Source organism: Candidatus Desulfosporosinus nitrosoreducens (genome assembly GCF_030954495.1).
In the GTDB taxonomy this organism is placed as follows: Bacteria; Bacillota; Desulfitobacteriia; order Desulfitobacteriales; family Desulfitobacteriaceae; genus Desulfosporosinus; species Desulfosporosinus nitrosoreducens.
On the sequence record NZ_JAVHUW010000023.1, the window covers coordinates 19604 to 37337 of the forward strand.

16 protein-coding genes, 1 rRNA gene and 1 pseudogene are annotated in these 17734 nt (G+C 42.4%); 8 read left to right on the top strand and 10 right to left on the bottom strand.

Features of this window, described 5'->3' with window-relative positions; all coding sequences use genetic code 11:
• Positions 1-144 precede the first annotated feature (144 nt).
• Positions 145-2193: an N-acetylmuramoyl-L-alanine amidase gene (locus REC12_RS02010; RefSeq protein ID WP_308892002.1), complete on the top strand. Its 2049-nt coding sequence runs from the start codon at positions 145-147 to the stop codon at positions 2191-2193.
• Between the two features lie 202 nt (positions 2194-2395).
• Here the strand turns inward: REC12_RS02010 and REC12_RS02015 are convergent, their stop codons facing one another.
• The 7 genes from REC12_RS02015 to REC12_RS02045 form a co-directional block, all read right to left on the bottom strand.
• Positions 2396-2737: a phage holin family protein gene (locus REC12_RS02015; RefSeq protein WP_308892004.1), complete on the bottom strand. Its 342-nt coding sequence runs from the start codon at positions 2735-2737 to the stop codon at positions 2396-2398.
• Between the two features lie 12 nt (positions 2738-2749).
• The gene (locus REC12_RS02020) at positions 2750-3076 is read right to left on the bottom strand and encodes a hypothetical protein (RefSeq protein ID WP_308892006.1); all 327 of its coding nucleotides are present in this window, start codon (positions 3074-3076) and stop codon (positions 2750-2752) included.
• Positions 3066-3521 carry an SHOCT-like domain-containing protein gene (locus REC12_RS02025; protein ID WP_308892007.1) on the bottom strand — a complete coding sequence of 152 codons (456 nt, stop codon included), beginning with the start codon at positions 3519-3521 and terminating at the stop codon, positions 3066-3068. The genes REC12_RS02020 and REC12_RS02025 overlap by 11 nt, the downstream gene beginning before the upstream one ends.
• Positions 3522-3544: 23 nt before the next feature.
• Positions 3545-3967, bottom strand: a complete 423-nt coding sequence (locus tag REC12_RS02030; protein ID WP_308892009.1) for a DUF2089 domain-containing protein — start codon at positions 3965-3967, stop codon at positions 3545-3547.
• A 224-nt stretch (positions 3968-4191) separates the two neighbouring features.
• Positions 4192-5025: a DegV family protein gene (locus REC12_RS02035; protein WP_308892010.1), complete on the bottom strand. Its 834-nt coding sequence runs from the start codon at positions 5023-5025 to the stop codon at positions 4192-4194.
• Between the two features lie 160 nt (positions 5026-5185).
• The gene (gene rlmN / locus REC12_RS02040; RefSeq protein WP_308892012.1) at positions 5186-6238 is read right to left on the bottom strand and encodes a dual-specificity RNA methyltransferase RlmN; all 1053 of its coding nucleotides are present in this window, start codon (positions 6236-6238) and stop codon (positions 5186-5188) included.
• A 19-nt stretch (positions 6239-6257) separates the two neighbouring features.
• Positions 6258-6803, bottom strand: a complete 546-nt coding sequence (locus REC12_RS02045; RefSeq protein ID WP_308892013.1) for a phosphohydrolase — start codon at positions 6801-6803, stop codon at positions 6258-6260.
• Positions 6804-6981: 178 nt separating this feature from the next.
• Here REC12_RS02045 and REC12_RS02050 point away from each other — a divergent pair, with 178 nt between their 5' ends.
• The 7 genes from REC12_RS02050 (at position 6982) to REC12_RS02080 (ending at position 15657) form a co-directional block, all read left to right on the top strand.
• A complete protein-coding gene (locus REC12_RS02050; RefSeq protein ID WP_308892014.1) occupies positions 6982-7257 on the top strand; it encodes a hypothetical protein in 276 nt (91 codons plus the stop codon).
• Positions 7258-8079: 822 nt separating this feature from the next.
• Positions 8080-11547 carry a cell wall-binding repeat-containing protein gene (locus REC12_RS02055; protein ID WP_308892015.1) on the top strand — a complete coding sequence of 1156 codons (3468 nt, stop codon included), beginning with the start codon at positions 8080-8082 and terminating at the stop codon, positions 11545-11547.
• A 553-nt stretch (positions 11548-12100) separates the two neighbouring features.
• Positions 12101-12703, top strand: coding sequence for a DUF1836 domain-containing protein (locus REC12_RS02060; protein WP_308892016.1), 603 nt, complete (start codon positions 12101-12103; stop codon positions 12701-12703).
• Positions 12704-12718: 15 nt separating this feature from the next.
• Positions 12719-13198, top strand: coding sequence for an NfeD family protein (locus REC12_RS02065; protein ID WP_308892018.1), 480 nt, complete (start codon positions 12719-12721; stop codon positions 13196-13198).
• A gap of 30 nt (positions 13199-13228) precedes the next feature.
• Positions 13229-14227, top strand: a complete 999-nt coding sequence (floA, locus tag REC12_RS02070) for a flotillin-like protein FloA (RefSeq protein ID WP_308892019.1) — start codon at positions 13229-13231, stop codon at positions 14225-14227.
• Positions 14228-14239: 12 nt separating this feature from the next.
• Positions 14240-14743 (top strand): hypothetical protein, encoded by a 504-nt coding sequence (locus REC12_RS02075; protein ID WP_308892020.1) that lies wholly within the window; start codon positions 14240-14242, stop codon positions 14741-14743.
• A 299-nt stretch (positions 14744-15042) separates the two neighbouring features.
• Positions 15043-15657, top strand: a complete 615-nt coding sequence (locus REC12_RS02080; RefSeq protein WP_308892022.1) for an ATP-binding protein — start codon at positions 15043-15045, stop codon at positions 15655-15657.
• A gap of 726 nt (positions 15658-16383) precedes the next feature.
• Here REC12_RS02080 and REC12_RS02085 read toward each other — a convergent pair.
• The 3 genes and pseudogenes from REC12_RS02085 to rrf form a co-directional block, all read right to left on the bottom strand.
• Positions 16384-16599 (bottom strand): annotated as a pseudogene (locus tag REC12_RS02085) (sigma factor-like helix-turn-helix DNA-binding protein); the annotation flags it as partial.
• A 217-nt stretch (positions 16600-16816) separates the two neighbouring features.
• Positions 16817-17431, bottom strand: coding sequence for a hypothetical protein (locus tag REC12_RS02090; RefSeq protein WP_308892024.1), 615 nt, complete (start codon positions 17429-17431; stop codon positions 16817-16819).
• A gap of 201 nt (positions 17432-17632) precedes the next feature.
• Positions 17633-17734, bottom strand: a 5S ribosomal RNA gene (gene rrf / locus REC12_RS02095); the annotation flags it as partial.

Sequence of the window (17734 nt, forward strand, 5' to 3'; positions counted from 1 at the left end):
CATATACGACATCCAACTACTTTTTATGACTATTATAGCACAACACAGCTCGGCTCTGCAGAATACTCACGAAATTCAGTTTTGCAAATTTCCTCAAATAGAAAAGATTTCTGTGATATAATCGACGTAATGGTAAAGGAAAGGATGAATCATGTGAAAAAAATCATAATAGCGATGATAACTTCGCTTACTGTAATATTATTTACGCCTCTGCTTACCCAGGCAAGCCCTCTGGCCTACTCAACGGAACGAATAGCCGGCCAGGACTGTGTCGAAACCGCTTTAAAAATCTCTCAAAAAGGCTGGGATTCCGCCCAGACGGTCATCTTATGCCAATCCTCCGACTACCCTGATTCCATCGCCGCCACTCCTTACGCGGTATCCTTAGACGCTCCCATCTTGCTGACGGGAGGAGAAACTCTTGATTCCAGGGTGGTTCAAGAACTGCAGCGTTTAAAGCCTCAGAAAGTCATCTTACTGGGCGGAACCGCCTGCTTACAGCCATCTTTAGAGAAAGGTCTCGAACAGCTGTCCTTGAATTGGGAGCGCATCGGCGGAATCGACCGCTATGAGACTTCCGTTTTGCTTGCTAAACGTTTGACTTCAGATTCACTTATCGTTGCCAATGGCGATAATTTTCCCGACGCACTGTCGGCCGCAACTTATGCCGGAATTAAACAGATTCCTATTGTGCTCACTTCGACAACTCTCCCGGACTCTGTCTTGAAATACTTAAACGCAACTCAGCCGAAACATATAACCGTCGTTGGAGGAGAAGTTGTTGTTCCCTCCCAGGAGCTTACAGCCAATAATTTCACGATTGAGACGCGTTTGGCTGGTCAGGACCGCTACGATACCAATGCCAACGTTGTTTCCCAGATGAAAGACATTTACCAGTCAAAGGATCTTTATCTAGCTTCAGGCGTCACTTTTCCGGACGCCGTCGCCGGCACCGTCCTCGCCTCAAAAGCGAAAGCGCCCCTTTTACTTACAGAACAAAAGGATATCCCTCCTTCTATCTATAGTTTCATGCGTTTACATATGATCGTCGAGCCTGCGCTCAAAACCTCCGCTAATACCGGCAATGCGGCCGGCCAAAAAGGTACGGTCAGTGCCTCCGGGGGTCTGAATCTGCGGGATACCCCCGCCTCAACCGGAAAAGTATTAGTAACAATTCCCAAAGGCGCAAGCATTGATCTCCTGACTCTGCAAAACAATTGGTACAAAACCACCTATCAAGGTAAAACCGGATGGGTATCGGGTGATTACGTCACTCCGGCGTCCAGCGGCTCTAATAACGCTTCCAGCTCTGACAATACTTCAGCAAATGTTGACTTGAGTCTAAACGGTTCTGTTTATATTCTTGGCGGAACAGGAGTTATCAGCGCCGGTTCTCAGGCAATTATACAGGGCCAGGCCTCTTCAACTTATGCCAGTAACTTAAAAGACTTTCCCCCACTTCCTTCCAGCATCCAAAATCCAACGTCACCTGATCCCGATGGCTCATCCTCGACTCCCGATAACTCCACTCCCGTGAACAGCAACTATGATCCTTCGAAAGAAGTTCTTGTAGATCCTTTCGAGGGAATTCCCGCCAATGCCCTGGCCGGCAAAACAATTATGCTGGACCCCGGACACGGAGGACCCGACACAGGTGCTATCGGCCCCAACCACACTTATGAAAAAAACAACACTTTGCCTATTGCCCAAGATTTAAGTACAATCCTGCAACAAGCAGGAGCTAAGGTTCTTCTGACCCGCAGCGATGACTCTTCGCCCGCCGCTAATTACTCCGAAGTTGAAGATCTCCAAGCGCGAGTGGACGAGGCGGCCAAAAGCAAACCTGACCTTTTCATATCCATCCATAACGATTCCTTCAGCAATCCTGCCGTTCAAGGTACTACAACTTATTATTGCCAGGAAAATCCTCAGGAGCAAAAAAGCCAGCAACTGGCCAGCAGTATCCAAAACGCAGTCATTGATACTGTGAAAACGAATAACCGGGGAGCTAAAGAGGCTAATTTCTATGTTATACGCTACACATCGATGCCTGCCGTCTTATTGGAGGCCGCCTTTATTTCCAGCCCCTATGAGGAAGCAAGGCTGCAAAACGATACCTTCCGCAAAAATGTTGCCGCAGCTATTTTCCACGGAATCTATAACTACTACAATACTCCTCTGCCTAACGATTAAGCCGGAATGGAGCGCCAGCGAAAAGGCGAAGCGTTTGCTTTTCTTGGCTTTGATTTTAGGCGAGTACAGAAGCGAAGCCGAAGTAAACCTGTTCGCCAGCGCTCCATTCTCTTCGCCGCTGACTTGGGACAAGACAAATTTGTCAGCTCGCCGGAAAGGAAACCGCCTGCCTCTGGGGGGAAGAAAAAGCCAACACTTTAAATCAGTGCTGGCGTAATACTTTTTTGAACCCCCAGTTCGCTAAGGACACGAGTATAGATACCAGCAGGGCGGTTCCGAACCCGCGAACGTAAAAACCTGGCACCAAAGCACTCGTGAGCAAAATCATCCAAGTATTTATAATCACAGTAAAGATTCCCAAGGTAAGAAGATTCAACGGGATAGTCAAAATGATCAGCACCGGTCGAATCAACAGGTTGACAAGCCAGAGGATTAACCCGGCTCCCAGGTAATGCAGGGGAGTTGCTGCATGAAGCGACAGGAACTGTGCCGCTATCCAAAAGACGAGCGTGTTAATGAGAATTCGATAAATCGGTCGTTTCATACAATCCCCCATCTACTTTAAACTAAGCGAGACCTTAATATTTTCTGTTTCTACATCGACAAGATCCAAGCCATTATATCCGCTTAATCCTTTAATCAGGCCGTGCACCCCAGCGACAAGACCGCTAAAAGGGACTGCTTTTACCCAGCGCAACGCTTTGTTGCTTTTTTCATCCTTGGGCAGCGGGATACACCTTAAAATTACCTCCCCCACCCAAGCCAAATCTGTCAGAGCATCCATAAACTCATCAATAACCCAGACCGCAACCGGAAAGGCAAGCCCTCTCCGGTTTTTTACTTTAATTCTTACCATCATTAGCCTGGTTGAATTACTCCACACACACTTCCACCTTGATTCTCCCTTCTTCAGGGTCCGCAACTTCAACATCAACAATCTTGCCGTCTACAGTTTCTTCCACGAGACGAACCAGTTCTTCGACATCCAGAGCCTGCAAATCAAAACCTTTTTGTTCTAATTCCGAACGCTTATCCGCCGGAACAAAACTCATGGCATAAACTACCAGCTTTGAAGCGGAACGTATTAGACTCAAAGGAACACTCACATTCACTTTCAGCGCCTTTTCTCCCAGCACCCGCACTCGCAAAAATCGGCCTCCTGAGGACTGACCGGCCGTCTCCTTTTTAACCAGATTAAATTCCGGTGTGGAAGAAACTTTCTCTTCTGAAAGCCCCTCTTCCATTGCTTTCAAAAGATCCATCCCTTCTGTTGCCGTAAGTTTACCCTCCTGAATCATTTCCAGGATCTTCATTTTTTCACTGCTCATTTTTTAAACTCCTTTCCGTCCTGTTATTCTTCCACATTTTTACTTGTCGGTTTCTTCATTTGCTGAGTTGCTTCCTGAACTGAAATTTCTCCGCGATTTAAGGCTGCCAGAATTTCCTGCCTGCGCAAACTCTCTTCAGTGGGATCTGTTCCTTCCTGGATAAACTCTTTTTCTTTATCCGTCCCGTAACCAAGCGCTTCAATAACACTATCTAAGCGGCTTCGCACTGTCGGATAGGAGATTCCCAATTCTTTTTCTACTTCTTTGATATTTCCCCGGCATCTAATAAACGCCTCCACAAAAATCAACTGTTCCGCCGCCAGTCTGCAAAACTTGCAGGAACTAAACTCGCCTTCAATTCTTGTCGAACAGTAAGTACAGCTTAATTTGCTGATTTTCATTTCATGGCTGCAAACCGGACAGCGATGGGGCATCTTATAATCCAAGAATTATCACCTCTTAACTTAGTTGCGTGCTTAGTAAACATTCTCTGATTAAGATAATAAACGAATATATTAATAATGTCAATATTGATATTAATATATTTAAGTTTTATATTAATATCATTAAGTTATAGCTCAATCAATTCCTCAGTGATCAGACTCTATTTAAAAATAATAAGCTCCCCGTCTGGCTTTCAGACGGAGAGCTATAGGAGCATTGGAACTATTTAATAAGCAACTAAAAGTCCGCCTTCATCTGCATAAGCGGAAATTGTGGCACCCATTTCCACGATAATCACATCTTTAAAACGGTATCTTTTCTGTACCTCTTCTTTTAGCAACACTGCCTTGTCTAAACAATTACAGTGAGCAATTCCCAGTATTTTATCCTCAAGCCTCTCACCCTTTTCCCCAATAATATCGACGAAACGCTGAAAGGCCTTTTTGGACCCTCTAACCTTCTCAATGAGGTCGATTGTTCCTTCGTCAGAACCGCCAAGGATAGGTTTGATGGAAAGCCAGGTAGCTAAGGTTCCGGAAAAACGGCTCAAGCGCCCGGATTTAATTAAATGCTCCAGCGAATCCAATAAGAAAAAAGTATTCATATCCTGAATATATTGATTAACCCGCTCAACAACTTCATAGTTCTTAAGGTTATTTCGAGCCAGTTCTACTATTTTAAGCCCCACTAAGGTTTCTCCCACAGAAGCAGTCAAGGAATCAAAGACATGGATAAAGCGCGAGGCCTGATGTTCTAAAAACATAGTTTTGGCTAATACGGCGTTGTTGTAAGTACTGCTGATTTTGGAAGAGAGCGTTACCACAAAGGTATTTTCCGCTTCGTCGAACCATTGAAGAAACGAGTTCGGGGAGGGGCTTGCTGTCTGAAGTGCGGTTTCGGTGTTGCGCATTTCTTCTAAGAAGCTCTTTAAGTTCAAATTCTCATCAAGAAAATGATGTTCGCCTAGCACAAGGCTAAGGGGTACTAACCGGAGAGGTATTTGCTTTTCTACTTCTTGGTTCAGGTCGCAGCCACTGTCCATGACAATCCTATAATCCATTGCTCATCCCCCATTAATCCGCTCTTGATCATCATATCATTTTGCGGGAATTTCTACGAGCATTAAATTTGGCCAGGTATCTGACATTCACGTTGATTGCAATTCTTGAATTATGATTAATTTTAACATTAAATGGAACCCTACCCTATCTCCACATACATTAGCGATTGTACCTGCTTCTCAATTGCCCGCAAGCCGCCTCAATATCTGCCCCATGTTCAAGGCGGATACTGCAGCTAATACCTTGCTTTTTTAACGTATCATAGAAAGCAAGCAGCGAGTCATGCTCGCTCCGCCGATACTGCTGATGTTCATCGACCGGGTTATAGGGAATTAAGTTCACATTAATAAACTGACGTTTTTCTCCGATCAGCCCTACCAGCTGAAGAGCGTGTTCCTTGCTGTCATTCAGGTCTTTAAGCAGAATATACTCCAAGGTAATCCTCCGGTTTGTTTTCCGCAAATAGTAAGCAACAGCCGGCATTAGAGTTTCCAGAGGGAACAGGCGATTAATCTTCATAATCCGGCTTCGAAGTTCATTATTTGGCGCATGCAAAGAAATCGCCAGATTTACCCGCAAATTTACATCGGCAAAATCATAAATTTTATCCGCCAAGCCGCTGGTTGACACCGTAATGTGCCTGGCGGGAATCGCCAGGCCTTTTTGGTCTTTCAGAATCTGAAGAGCGCTGACGAGGTTGGTGAAATTGTCAAAGGGCTCGCCAATCCCCATGACTACAACATGGCTTACTTGCTCCGCGGGATTTTCCCGGTCCAAATACTGTTGAACAGCCATAATTTGTGCCACTATTTCTCCGCTTGACAAATCGCGTTTTTTATTGAGCAGTCCGCTCGCACAAAAACTGCATCCCATGTTGCAGCCAACCTGGGTCGTAACACAAACCGACAAACCAAATTTGTGTTTCATCAATACTGTTTCAATTAAATGATTATCGTGTAATTGAAATAAAAACTTAATCGTTCCATCTTGAGATTCTTGTCTTAAGTACTCAGTCAGTGAGCAAAAGGCAAAGTGTTCTTCTAATAAGTCCAGACACTTCTCAGGAACATCCGTCATTTCGCTGAGCCGAGTCACACGCTTCCTATAAAGCCAATTCCAAACTTGAGATGCCCGGTGCTGTTTATACTTATATTCTATAAACCATGCTGTTAGCTGATCAAAGGTCAGGCTATAAATGGATTCTTTACTCATGTTTTTTCCTCAGAACGCACTATCTGCAACTCATTAACTTATTGAATGCGGCCAGAAATTCTTCTTCTACAGAAATAAAATCTCTTTGGGCAAAATCATAGTCTTTCAGCGATTTAGCAGGTGCCTTTTCAAAAATCTGATAATCCATCATTGCTGCAAATTCATAGTGCAGCAACGTGTCGTCAACATTCTCGATTTGTTTCAGTTCGTCTGCCGTTAAATCACCAAGCCCAAACCGAACGTAAATCAATTTTTGCAGCGTTTCTTCGATCTTAAAATACTCAGGAAGATTGCGTTTCACCGGCCTTGTCAAATCAGAAATATAGCTTTCACTGGCGTCATGCAGGAGACAGCCGAGCTGCACTCTTACTGAATATCCCCGGCTTTCAGCCTCACGACAACACTGCAGGGAATGCTGGGCTACGGAATAAAAATGACTGCTATGACCATTGGCCCTGGTCATTAATGACAAGGAGTGGGCAATATCTTCGATCCTAATATCACCCATAGCCGGCTCAAGGGGATAAAATTTAATTCTCGAATAAGTTAGGATATAATCCGACATTGTGCACCTTCCAAATCTCGTTTTGCATCAACTAGAATTTTCCCCAAATCATATTTTTTAATTATATCATTTCTAACAGCTTTGAAAAAGCAAGAACGCACTGATTACATAAAAATCCCACATCAGTTGCAAAATATCAACAGTATAAAGTAACTGATAAGAGGAGACTGATAACTATATGGATAAAATAGAAGGCAAAATTATGAGTAAAGAGGCCTTTCTCAACAATTCCGCTTACTCCAAAGAGCCCTATGAGGGGATTTTAGTGAGCAGCGATCTTGAGAAACAACAGTATCAGATTGGGGTACAGTTGAGTGAAGGTCAAGTATTGCTTGTTGATCAGGTAACTGATCACGAGGTTAAAGAGCGCTTACTGACTTGGATACCGCGTGTCAATGAAATTCAAAGACAATATGGTGTTAAAAATGATCTGGAAAATTATTTAGGCAAATAACCGACATAACCTAGTTTACTCACATACAAAGTAAGCGGAGTCAGAGAAAAAATTCTTTGACTCTGTTTTTATTTACCGGAACACAGCTTTTGCATTCATTCCATACACTATATTGCTGCAATGTCCTAAGACCTGCCTTCAGCACAAAGCCTTCGCACACAACGTTAAACAGCATGTCACACTAAGAAACTTCCTTTTCAATATAGCGGCCTAAAACTATCATCTTCTTAATTTTGTAACAGCTGACCTGCTGATGCTGACTATTATTTGAGATTTTGCTTCTAATATATGCACAAAAAATCAACCTTTTAATATTTAATCAAATTTTATTTCCATTATCTTCCCTTTTTAAGAAAGTGTTAATTTATCCTCATTTGTATTAAGTTTTGTTAAGCTTTAATTGCTTATCTGTCAAGAAAACCGATTTATAAGTAAAACTTGGAAATATGTCCAATATGTTTTAAATGCAATCTTTAATTTAATGTGTTAGAATCTGTTTGTCGCCAAGTTAAAAGTTTCAAAAACAATGGCATAAACATTTAAAAATAAAATGTAATGCTGTTGTGGGCCTTCTTGGAGATCCTCATTATTAAAGTTCTAAAGGGTACCCACTGGAGTGATAATTTGATCAATTTGGAGGGACGCCTCCGAATCATCCAGCGGAATACTTTTAGATACTGCGCAATGTCTAAAGATTAATAATATTTCTTTTTAAGGAGGTGAGAGACGGATATCGTCTCTGTGGTCCCCGTGTTCGCAAAATGGTTCTTCTAGAAAAAAATCACAAAAACGTTTTCAAAATTGAGAGGAGATATTTTAAGCATGAAAAAGACTAAAAAAGCTTTAGCATCATTAGCAATCGCTGGTATGACTTTAAGCGCGATACCGTATAATGCCTTCGCGGCTACTACAGTTCCCACTCGCTTGGCAGGAACAACCGCTGAACAAACTGCTGTAGCTATCGCTGATCAAACAGGCTGGACAGGTGCTGCTGTTCTGGCATCATCCACTTCTTATGGTATGGTGGATGCCCTTACTGCTGGTCCACTCGCCACCTACCTTAAAGCTCCAATCCTTCTCCAAGGTGCTGGAAATACTTTGAATGCCGATACAAAAACTGAACTTCAAAAGCTGAATGTAAAAACAGTTTATGTAACGAGCGGAACGGCAGTCATTAGTCAATCAGTACTTGATCAATTATCTGGTATGGGTATTACCGTTGTTTCCCTCGGAGGAAATGACCGTTTTGAAACCTCCGCTAACATTGCTAAGAAAATGGTCGAACTTGGTGCTCCAGTCACCAAAGTAGCTGTTGCTTACGGTTGGTTGAACCAAGATGCTCTTTCGATCGCTTCCGTTGCTTCTGCTTCCACTGAGCCGATCTTATTGACCGACAAGAATTCAGTTCCTTCAAGTGTACAAGCTTTCTTGTCCGCTAACAATATTTCTTCTTCAGATGTCATTGGCGGAACCGGCGTCATCAGTGATGCTGTAAAAGCTCAATTCCCAAATGCTACCCGTCATTTCGGAAATACGGCTTATGACACCAACAACCAAGTCATCCAAGACTTCAGCTCATCCCTCGGCTTTGACAATGTTTATGTAGCTAACGGCGAAACGGCTATCGATGCTCTTGCCGGCGCACCGCTCGCAGCTCAAACTAAGTCTGCCATCGTCCTCACAAACGGAACAGTTCCTGCTGCTGCTACGTTCGTACACAGCAAGCTCGGTGCTAATGGTGTTGTCACTGCTCTTGGTGGAACAGCAGTCGTTTCCGATGCTGTGCGTACCGGCATAGTCAACGGCACAGTACCAACTCAAGGTGATTTAGCTGTCACCTCTGTAACTGCCACAAGCGCTAATAGCTTTAAAGTTGTGTTTAATCAAGCACCGGCAGACACCTCTAAAGTAACATTTAATGTTACAAACTCAACAACACCTGTAACTGTAACCGCAACTTGGAATGCTGACAATACAGAGGCAACTCTGGCTAATTCAGCTAATTTCCCGGAAGGAACTTACAACGTTTCTGTTAAGAACGATTCAACAGATTTGGGAACATCGTCTGTGACTGTAGCTCAACAAAAAATTGCTTCTATTAATATCACCTCAGATAAATTAGGAGTTGTTACCGATTCCAACAACAATAACAGTCAAACAGGTTATGCAACCTATAATGTTTTAGACCAATACGGAAATGACATTACAACTTCTTCTCTTGCCAACAGTTTAGCGTTCCAAAGCGGTGTAGGTACTGTTGACGCTAAGGATGGCTTGCTGACATTAACTCCCAGTTCGAACAGCACGAACCTGATGCAATATCCTACAGTTGTCATCACAGGATATGATTCAACATCCGGAGTTTCTGTCAGTGCTACCTTAACCACCTCCACCCAAATCGGAACATTAAGCGATTTCCAACTTGGAACCTTAAGCAATGCAGATGGTAAAGTTCTTACCGCAGGCGATTCCAGCGAATTCTATGCAAGCTTTACAGCCACTGACATGAGCGGTAACCCCACCACAAATTATGATTTGATTAAAGGTGGATTAATACTGCACTCTGACAGTAATGGTAACGACAATCTGCTGACCACTTCCAACTCCTATGTAACGGCTTCTCTTGAAAAAGATCCCAGCGACTCTACTAAAGCCGTTGTCAAAGTAGTGGCTACCGGTGACAGCAATGCGCTTACCATGGACATGCCAACCGTTATTACCGCCATGACCTGGTCAGGAAAGACTTCAACCCTCAATACAACCCTGCACAAAGCGTCTCAAATAGACTCCTTTACCTTGATGGCTCCGGCTGAAACTATTGCCGTAAACGAAGGAAAAGCTATTCCCTTTACAGCTTTAGATCAAAACGGACAGCCTCTCACCAAATACAGTGATTTAAAAGGCACTAATCTTACGATTAGTAACGCCGAACTTGTAGAAAATACTGATGGGACTGCCAGCCTGTTAGCCGGCACGGACGGCAACGGCTTTGCAACCGACGGTCAGCAAGTAATCACCGCCACCACCTCTACCGGTAAGTACAGCTCAATCACACTCAATATTCAAAAGTATGCCAAGGTTGACACCTTATCCTTAGATTCTTCCGTCTTGTTAAACAATATGCAAAGCAACGCAAGTCAAGGTGTGGACTTTGGATATAACTACGGCGGTTTCACAGTTAAAGATCAATACGGAAGAGTTTTCGATATGGTAGGTAAGGCTAGCGGTGCCGCAGTAGGAAACGCACCAGCTTATAACTATGAAGTTTTAGCAACAGCTTCAGGCGCCCTTACGGTTGAAGGTTCCGATAAAAATAAAAACGTTATTGAAAACGGGGACCCTGTAGCTTATGGTGCTAATGGTATTCAGGTTACTGCAAAAGATGGCTATCAAACCACAGGCGGAACTGGAACCGTGACCTTCCAATTAGTTAATACCTTAGACGGCCACGACGGAACTGCGGCAGACCCACACACTGTAATTGATTCAAAATCTGTAACCGTGCAAGTCCTGAAAAATGACGATATCAAGGGATACACCATGGATACGGTAGCAAATCCAATCTATGCTGATGCTACCAGCGATACAACACCTGGTGCTTTCAGTGGCAGAGTTGATGCTTTTGCAGCCAACCCATCCGTCTACGGTACTACTGCAAGCGGATCAAAAGTAATGTTAGCCGGTACTCCAATTATCGGAGCAAGTATTGATAGTTCAGACTTCGGAATTGAGTATGCTAATAATGCTGCGATTTCATTAAGCAACCCAACAACTTATGACGGTGTCAATGTATACGCTAAAACATTGGCTGACAGTGTTACAACCTCAAGCACCACTTTAGGCGTAACAATCATGGGTGCTGACCAAAAAGTACACTCCCTGACGACACCAATTAAATCCACCAAAGATACACCTGCTGCTGCTTCCCTTAATGTATCTGTATCCACCTTCAATGCGGGCATTACCCTCAACGATGCAGGAGATATCGCCCATGTTAATGCCAGCGACCTCGCTGCCGGCAAGATCATGGCCAGATTCGATCAAAGCGGCAATGTTCCTAGTGCCGGTCGAGCAGGAGTATATTTCTACAGCAAAGACCAATATGGTACGAAAGCAGCTCCTTTGGCTCAAATCATATTAGTTTCGGATGTTGGAGGAAATGGTTCCTTCGGTATCGATCAAGACGGAACAATCAAAGCTGGTTCAACTGTTGTTTCGGGTGAAAAAATTACAGTTAGCGCTATTACTCCTAACGGATTAGTGAAGACTATTCAAATTATTGTTGACTAATAGTCATAGCGTTAAAAAAACTTATATTCATCCAAATCTTCGCTGGGAGGGTTAGTCCCTCCAGCGAGATTTGATGAAACTTAAACGAAGCTGCCTTCAATGATGTTCAAAAACATTCATGAGAAGGCGGCTCTTTCTTATTTTAAAAAAATACTTGTTTATTTTCTTAGAGCAATTCAAAATACTTTTTAATCGAGTTCATTGAGTTCCTTGATACGTAAATAAGTAAACTCATAGATTCTTATACGCGAAAAAGATCAATACTTGTGCCAAGTTCTTTTTATACGATAAATCTTTTTGTTTTATTTCATAGTCCTGGTTAACCGAATTTTCTAATGTTTTATTCTGAGCGTCAAATCATTAATTGATTAAGTTTAAGAAAGTTGTTAGCCTATTCGGGATAAATACGAAAACTATCCTACGGATTGCTTTAACAGCAACCCAATATTTCTACGATATTTAAAAAGAGTCATAAAGATATTTACAAATGATATTAATGATCATATAATAAGTTTATCTTAACTTTATTAAAATTCTTAAAGGAGGTGATCCCTTGAAGCCGTCCTATCTGACCGACATCCTGGATAGTATCAACTCGTTCGAACCAAAATCAAAAGCCCTCCCATATCTGGAGCTTGACTCCATGATGCTTTCCCAAGTTGTCGAGATTGCCCAAAGAGTAAGTCAAAATGATATCAATAACACACATATTCAAAACTGGGTGCGACGCAAGTATCTTCCCAATCCTCAAAAAAAGAAATACAGCCGGGAACAAGTCGCTAATATTCTGTTGATCAATGATTTGCGCAATATTTTATCCTTAGAAGAAATTTCCCGCTTGCTTGGGTTTGTCAACCAAACCTTGGCCGATAACTCCGATGACCGAATCAATCCCTCAAAACTCTATAAATACTATAGTGACACCTTTGATCGAACCCAACTTGACTGGCAAAAGTCTTTGGAACAGTTAGCGAAGGAGGTAAACGATTCCTTAGCTGGGGAAGAAATGAATGAAGACGATAAGGAGAAAGTTGCCGTTACTTTGGTAATTTTAAATTTGTTGGCAAGAGGAAATCTCTATAAACAACTTGCCGAACATTGGCTGAAAATTTTACCTCAAGAATCTAAAAATCTGAACCTTGGCAAAGGCTCTTAACAAGGAGGGGGAAATGTGGGAACCGGTTTTGTTGTTATTTTATTCATATTAGGTATTGTCCTTTTATTTTTAGAGCTTTTTGTTCCCGGCGGAATCCTCGGTTTCCTTGGCATTGTTGCCCTGGTTATAGGGATCATGCTTTCTGTTAACTCGTTACTTCAAGGTCTATTTTATGTCTGTTTATTGTTAATCATACTAGCGTTGCTCATCGCTTTAAGTTTTCGCTTCTCAAAAACCCGCCGTTTTTGGGAAAAATTCGCCTTGAAAACCCGTCAAACAAAAAATGAGGGCTATGTAGCTCCAAAACCTAGTTATGAAAACTTTTTAGGTAAACAAGGAATCGCTCTTAGTCAATTACGCCCCGCGGGAACAGCTGATTTTAACGGCGAACGACTTGATGTCGTTACTGAAGGCGGATTTATTGCTAACGGTTCCAAAATTTCGGTTGTTGCTGTAGAAGGTACGCGTATCGTTGTCCGTCAAATCAGCGAATAAATACTCAGGATCTTAAAGGAGGTTTTCAGAATGGCTGGCATTTCCTTATTGTCTCTTATCGTTTTAATACTGGTAATCATGGTCTTGGGAGTCCTATTAACGTTTATCCCTATCGGTCTTTGGATTTCCGCTCTGGCAGCCGGAGTCAACGTGGGGATCTTTTCCCTCGTCGGCATGAGACTCAGACGTGTAACACCCTCAAAAATTGTTAATCCGCTTATTAAGGCTCATAAGGCCGGCCTAAATATTACAACAGCTCAATTAGAGGCTCACTATCTTGCCGGCGGAAATGTCGATCGAGTCGTTAATGCCTTGATTGCCGCTGAACGTGCCTCTATTCCTCTTCTTTTTGAAAGAGCAGCTGCCATTGATCTCGCCGGCCGGGATGTATTGCAAGCCGTACAAATGTCCGTAAACCCCAAAGTTATCGAAACACCTATCGTATCTGCAGTCGCCCAAAACGGAATTGAGTTAAGAGTCAAAGCACGCGTCACAGTTCGCGCGAATATTGACCGACTCGTAGGAGGTGCCGGGGAAGAAACCGTTATTGCCCGGGTCGGAGAAGGAATTGTCACCAGTATTGGTTCTTCGAACTCACATAAAGCTGTGTTGGAAAATCCGGATATGGTATCTCGCACTGTTTTAGCCAAAGGATTAGATTCAGGTACGGCCTTTGAGATTCTTTCCATTGATATAGCAGATGTTGATGTCGGCAAAAATATCGGCGCTCAATTGCAGACCGACCAAGCAGAAGCGGATAAGCGTATTGCTCAAGCCAAAGCCGAGGAACGCAGAGCGATGGCTGTTGCCAGAGAGCAAGAAATGAAGGCATCCGTCCAAGAGATGCGGGCAAAAGTTGTCGAAGCCGAGGCCGACGTGCCCAGAGCCTTAGCCTCTGCCTTACGTGAAGGAAAAATGGGCGTCATGGATTATTACAACATGCAAAACATTATGGCCGATACAACTATGAGGGAGAACATTGCCCGTACGGGCAAGGCAGATTCCGGAGACCTGAACTCCAGAAAGTAGAGGAAAGCTGCTATGAATAGCCTATCATTTCTTCCCATCATCATCATAATTTTTGTGGTTTTTTCCCAAATGAATAAAAGCGCGGCAAAGGCCAAGCAGCGTCCAAGAAACTTCTACTCTTCTTTTCCATCCAAGATTCAGGAGTTTGAAAGTTCATTACAAAGGAGACTTTCTTACGAAAGAGCCCTTTCTGAGCCCGAAATTATCTCTGATCAAAAAGGCGGCCGGGCAGACGAAGCTCTTTGGACAGAGGAACCATTGGAAACCGAAGGGACCCCAGGGATCGAGGGAACGGCGGGAATCGAGGGTACGGCAGGAGTAGAAGGGGATTCTGGAGGTGATGGCATCAAGCTGCAAACAGCTTCATCAATGGTTGAGATTGTTTCCCCCAAGTCCGAAGAGTCATCTAGTTTTCCCGATTTCACAGAAAGAAACCTTGTCGATGCTGTCATCTGGGCTGAAATACTCGGCAAACCCAAAGCAAAAATCCACAGACCTTTCGCGAGAAGTCTTTAGCCACGATAAAACTTTGGCATTGCTCTCAATTGCTTAAACCAGTTGAGAGCTTTTTACTGCTATTATAAAGCGCTGTGTCTCTGTCACTGCCTATAAGAGTTCTGCTTTTTCAGTAATCGATTTCTTTTACTACTAATAATTTCATATTACCCTATCAAATATGCACATCATTTTGTATAATAGCTGTTGGTAAAGTCATAATTTTAAACTTTAAATCTTAGAGCTTAACCTGACTCTTCCCTTCATCAATTTTTATTTCATAATGGTTGAATATATTTTGCAAAGGATGTGGATATGAAATGCTACGTAAAATCATAAGAATAGATGAGAAGTTATGCAATGGATGCGGCCTTTGTATCAGTGCCTGCCATGAAGAGGCTTTGCAATTAATTAACGGGAAAGCAAAACTCATTTCCGAAAGCTATTGTGATGGTTTAGGCAATTGCCTTCCTGAGTGTCCGACCGGCGCTATAACCCTTGAGGAACGTGAAAGTTGTGCTTTTAATGAAGAAGCCGTTAAGATGAATTTAAGCAGAAAGAAGGAAAACTCACAATCACAGCTTGCTCAATGGCCCTGTCAGTTAAAATTAGTTTCAATCGACGCCCCCTACTTTGACAACGCCCATCTACTTTTAGCTGCAGATTGCACTGCTTTCGCATATCCAAATATTCACCAGGAGTTCATGCAAAACAAAATCACCCTGATTGCCTGTCCCAAACTTGACGCTATTGATTACTCAGAAAAATTAACCGCTATTCTGAAGAAACATTCAATAAAGCAGGTAACCATATTAAAAATGGAAGTGCCATGCTGTGGGGGACTTGTCAAGGCAGCAAAGAGTGCTTTAGCAGACTGCGGTAAATTAATAGACTATAATGTCGTTACAATATCAATCAATGGTACCATCGTATAGTTCAACCCTCACGGCCATATTCTAACAATGAGCTGCTTTTTCAGGAGCTTGCGCCCCCAAGTATCATCAGCCCTGGAACAAAGGCGAATGAGCCTTTCGCCACACTGCGACTTGTGGCGCATTCTCCTGCAGTGTGGACCTTAACTTCCGTGTTCGGGATACAAAAAGCGGACCAGCTTTTCGCCGCACTGCCACCCCAGACGCATTCCCGGCAGTGTGGATCGAACGGGGGTACCCCGCCAGCATCGTCAAGACACCTTAAAGCAACTACCAAATAATTAAAGTATCTTTCAAAAACACAGGCGGTCTTTAAGTATGACTTAAAGACCGCCTGTGTTTTTGGAGGATATTTGACATTTCCAGCACCTCAGAGTTAAACAGGTTTTTTATTGACTATTTCATTTTGCTGCAATATTGATTAATGTTTTCTTTCACCAGATTCCTTAACCTCAGCATATACAGGGCAACCCATGATGTACATTAAAAGCTGTTTTTTCATTACCTGACACCTCCTTTTCATTGGCACTAATTATTTACATACCAAACGTTAATTATTTGGCAATATTTTTTTGTTAATTACAGTAAAACTTCCCCTTTGTTTCTATATCTATCATCTCTTGGTTCTGTATTTATTTTAAATCTATTTTCCACATAAGTAAAATATATAGTAGGAATAAATACTATGCCAAAAGCGAATAGACAAATAAAAATCATCTTACCCCCTGGTCAGTACCCTTTGTGATTTAAGATGAAAATAACTCTTACGCTTGTTATGGAAATTTCCGGCACTTTAGCAATCTCACGTTGAGTCCGTTCGGGACTGTTCATCAGACCATACCGTAATTGAAGCACTATCTTTTCCCTCTTGTTTAGTTTTTTTACCAGTCCCAACAACGCTTTCTGTTCAGAGTCGTTTTCTACTTTCACAGAGATATCCTCTTCAATTGTTGAAAACTTAAATGGTGGCAAAGGGCCTTAAAATGGATGGCGGGAGAAGTATCTCTTACGATTTTAAGTATTACTCTCTTGACCATAACTTTTGCCCGATTGACAAGCATAAAAAACAAACCATCTCCTAGTACCGTTTGCCAGGGAAATGGCTAATATATTTTGATATATCCTTAGAGATTCTCATATTGGCAATGTGTTTAACTCCATTCTATTGTGTGACATTTAGCGGAATCGCTGGCATTATAGCGTGAAGATCACCTTGAGCATCTAAAGAAAAGCTATTTCCATTAAATGAGAATGATTTTGACCCATCAATACCAAGTGAGGTTAGTAATTCTGACGTTGACATGGTGTTCGATCCTAATGTTGCATTATACTGTCTAACTGACATAGACCCATTTGCAACTAAATAGAGAAGTTTAAACCTATTAGCGATTGAACTTGCTTTTTCCTGTTGAGCATCTGAATGACTATTATAAACGGATGCAGCAAACATTTGTTCAGGTGTAGCCGTGGTGCCGGGAACTGCATTAGATATAGGGATTACAAAACTAGTTGAAACCATACCGTCAGCATCAAAACTTATGTTTAATGGAGAACCATCAACACTTCCAATATTTTTTATTTCACCTGGTTTAATATTGATACTGTTTGTTTGGGGAACAGCTGCCTTGGGGGCATTGCCAGCAACAAGCTGTTTCATTTTTGATAATAAAGTTGAATCCTGTGTGTCAATAGATCCGACCGCAAAATTATTGTTTGAATTTAAATGATTGATTTTGTTTGGTGTTAATGTCTGTGAAGAAAGAGAATTAATTTTCAATGTAAGCACCTTCCTCCCAAAATATATACCCTACTAATTGCTATCGTAATGTAAACTATATTTCTTGATGTGAATATTTTCTTTTTATTTGGTTTAATAATTGAAAGCGTGTACAATAATAGCCCCTGTCTTTTATTAGACAAGAGGCTATCACTTAATACGCAAAAAGGACTACCTGATGGTAGTCCCTCTTGCTTTCTTACCTGGCGATGACCTGCTTTTCCAGGAGCTTGCGCCCCAAGTATCATCGGCCCTGGAGGTCTTAACTTCCGTGTTCGGGATGGGAACGGGTGGTACCCCTCC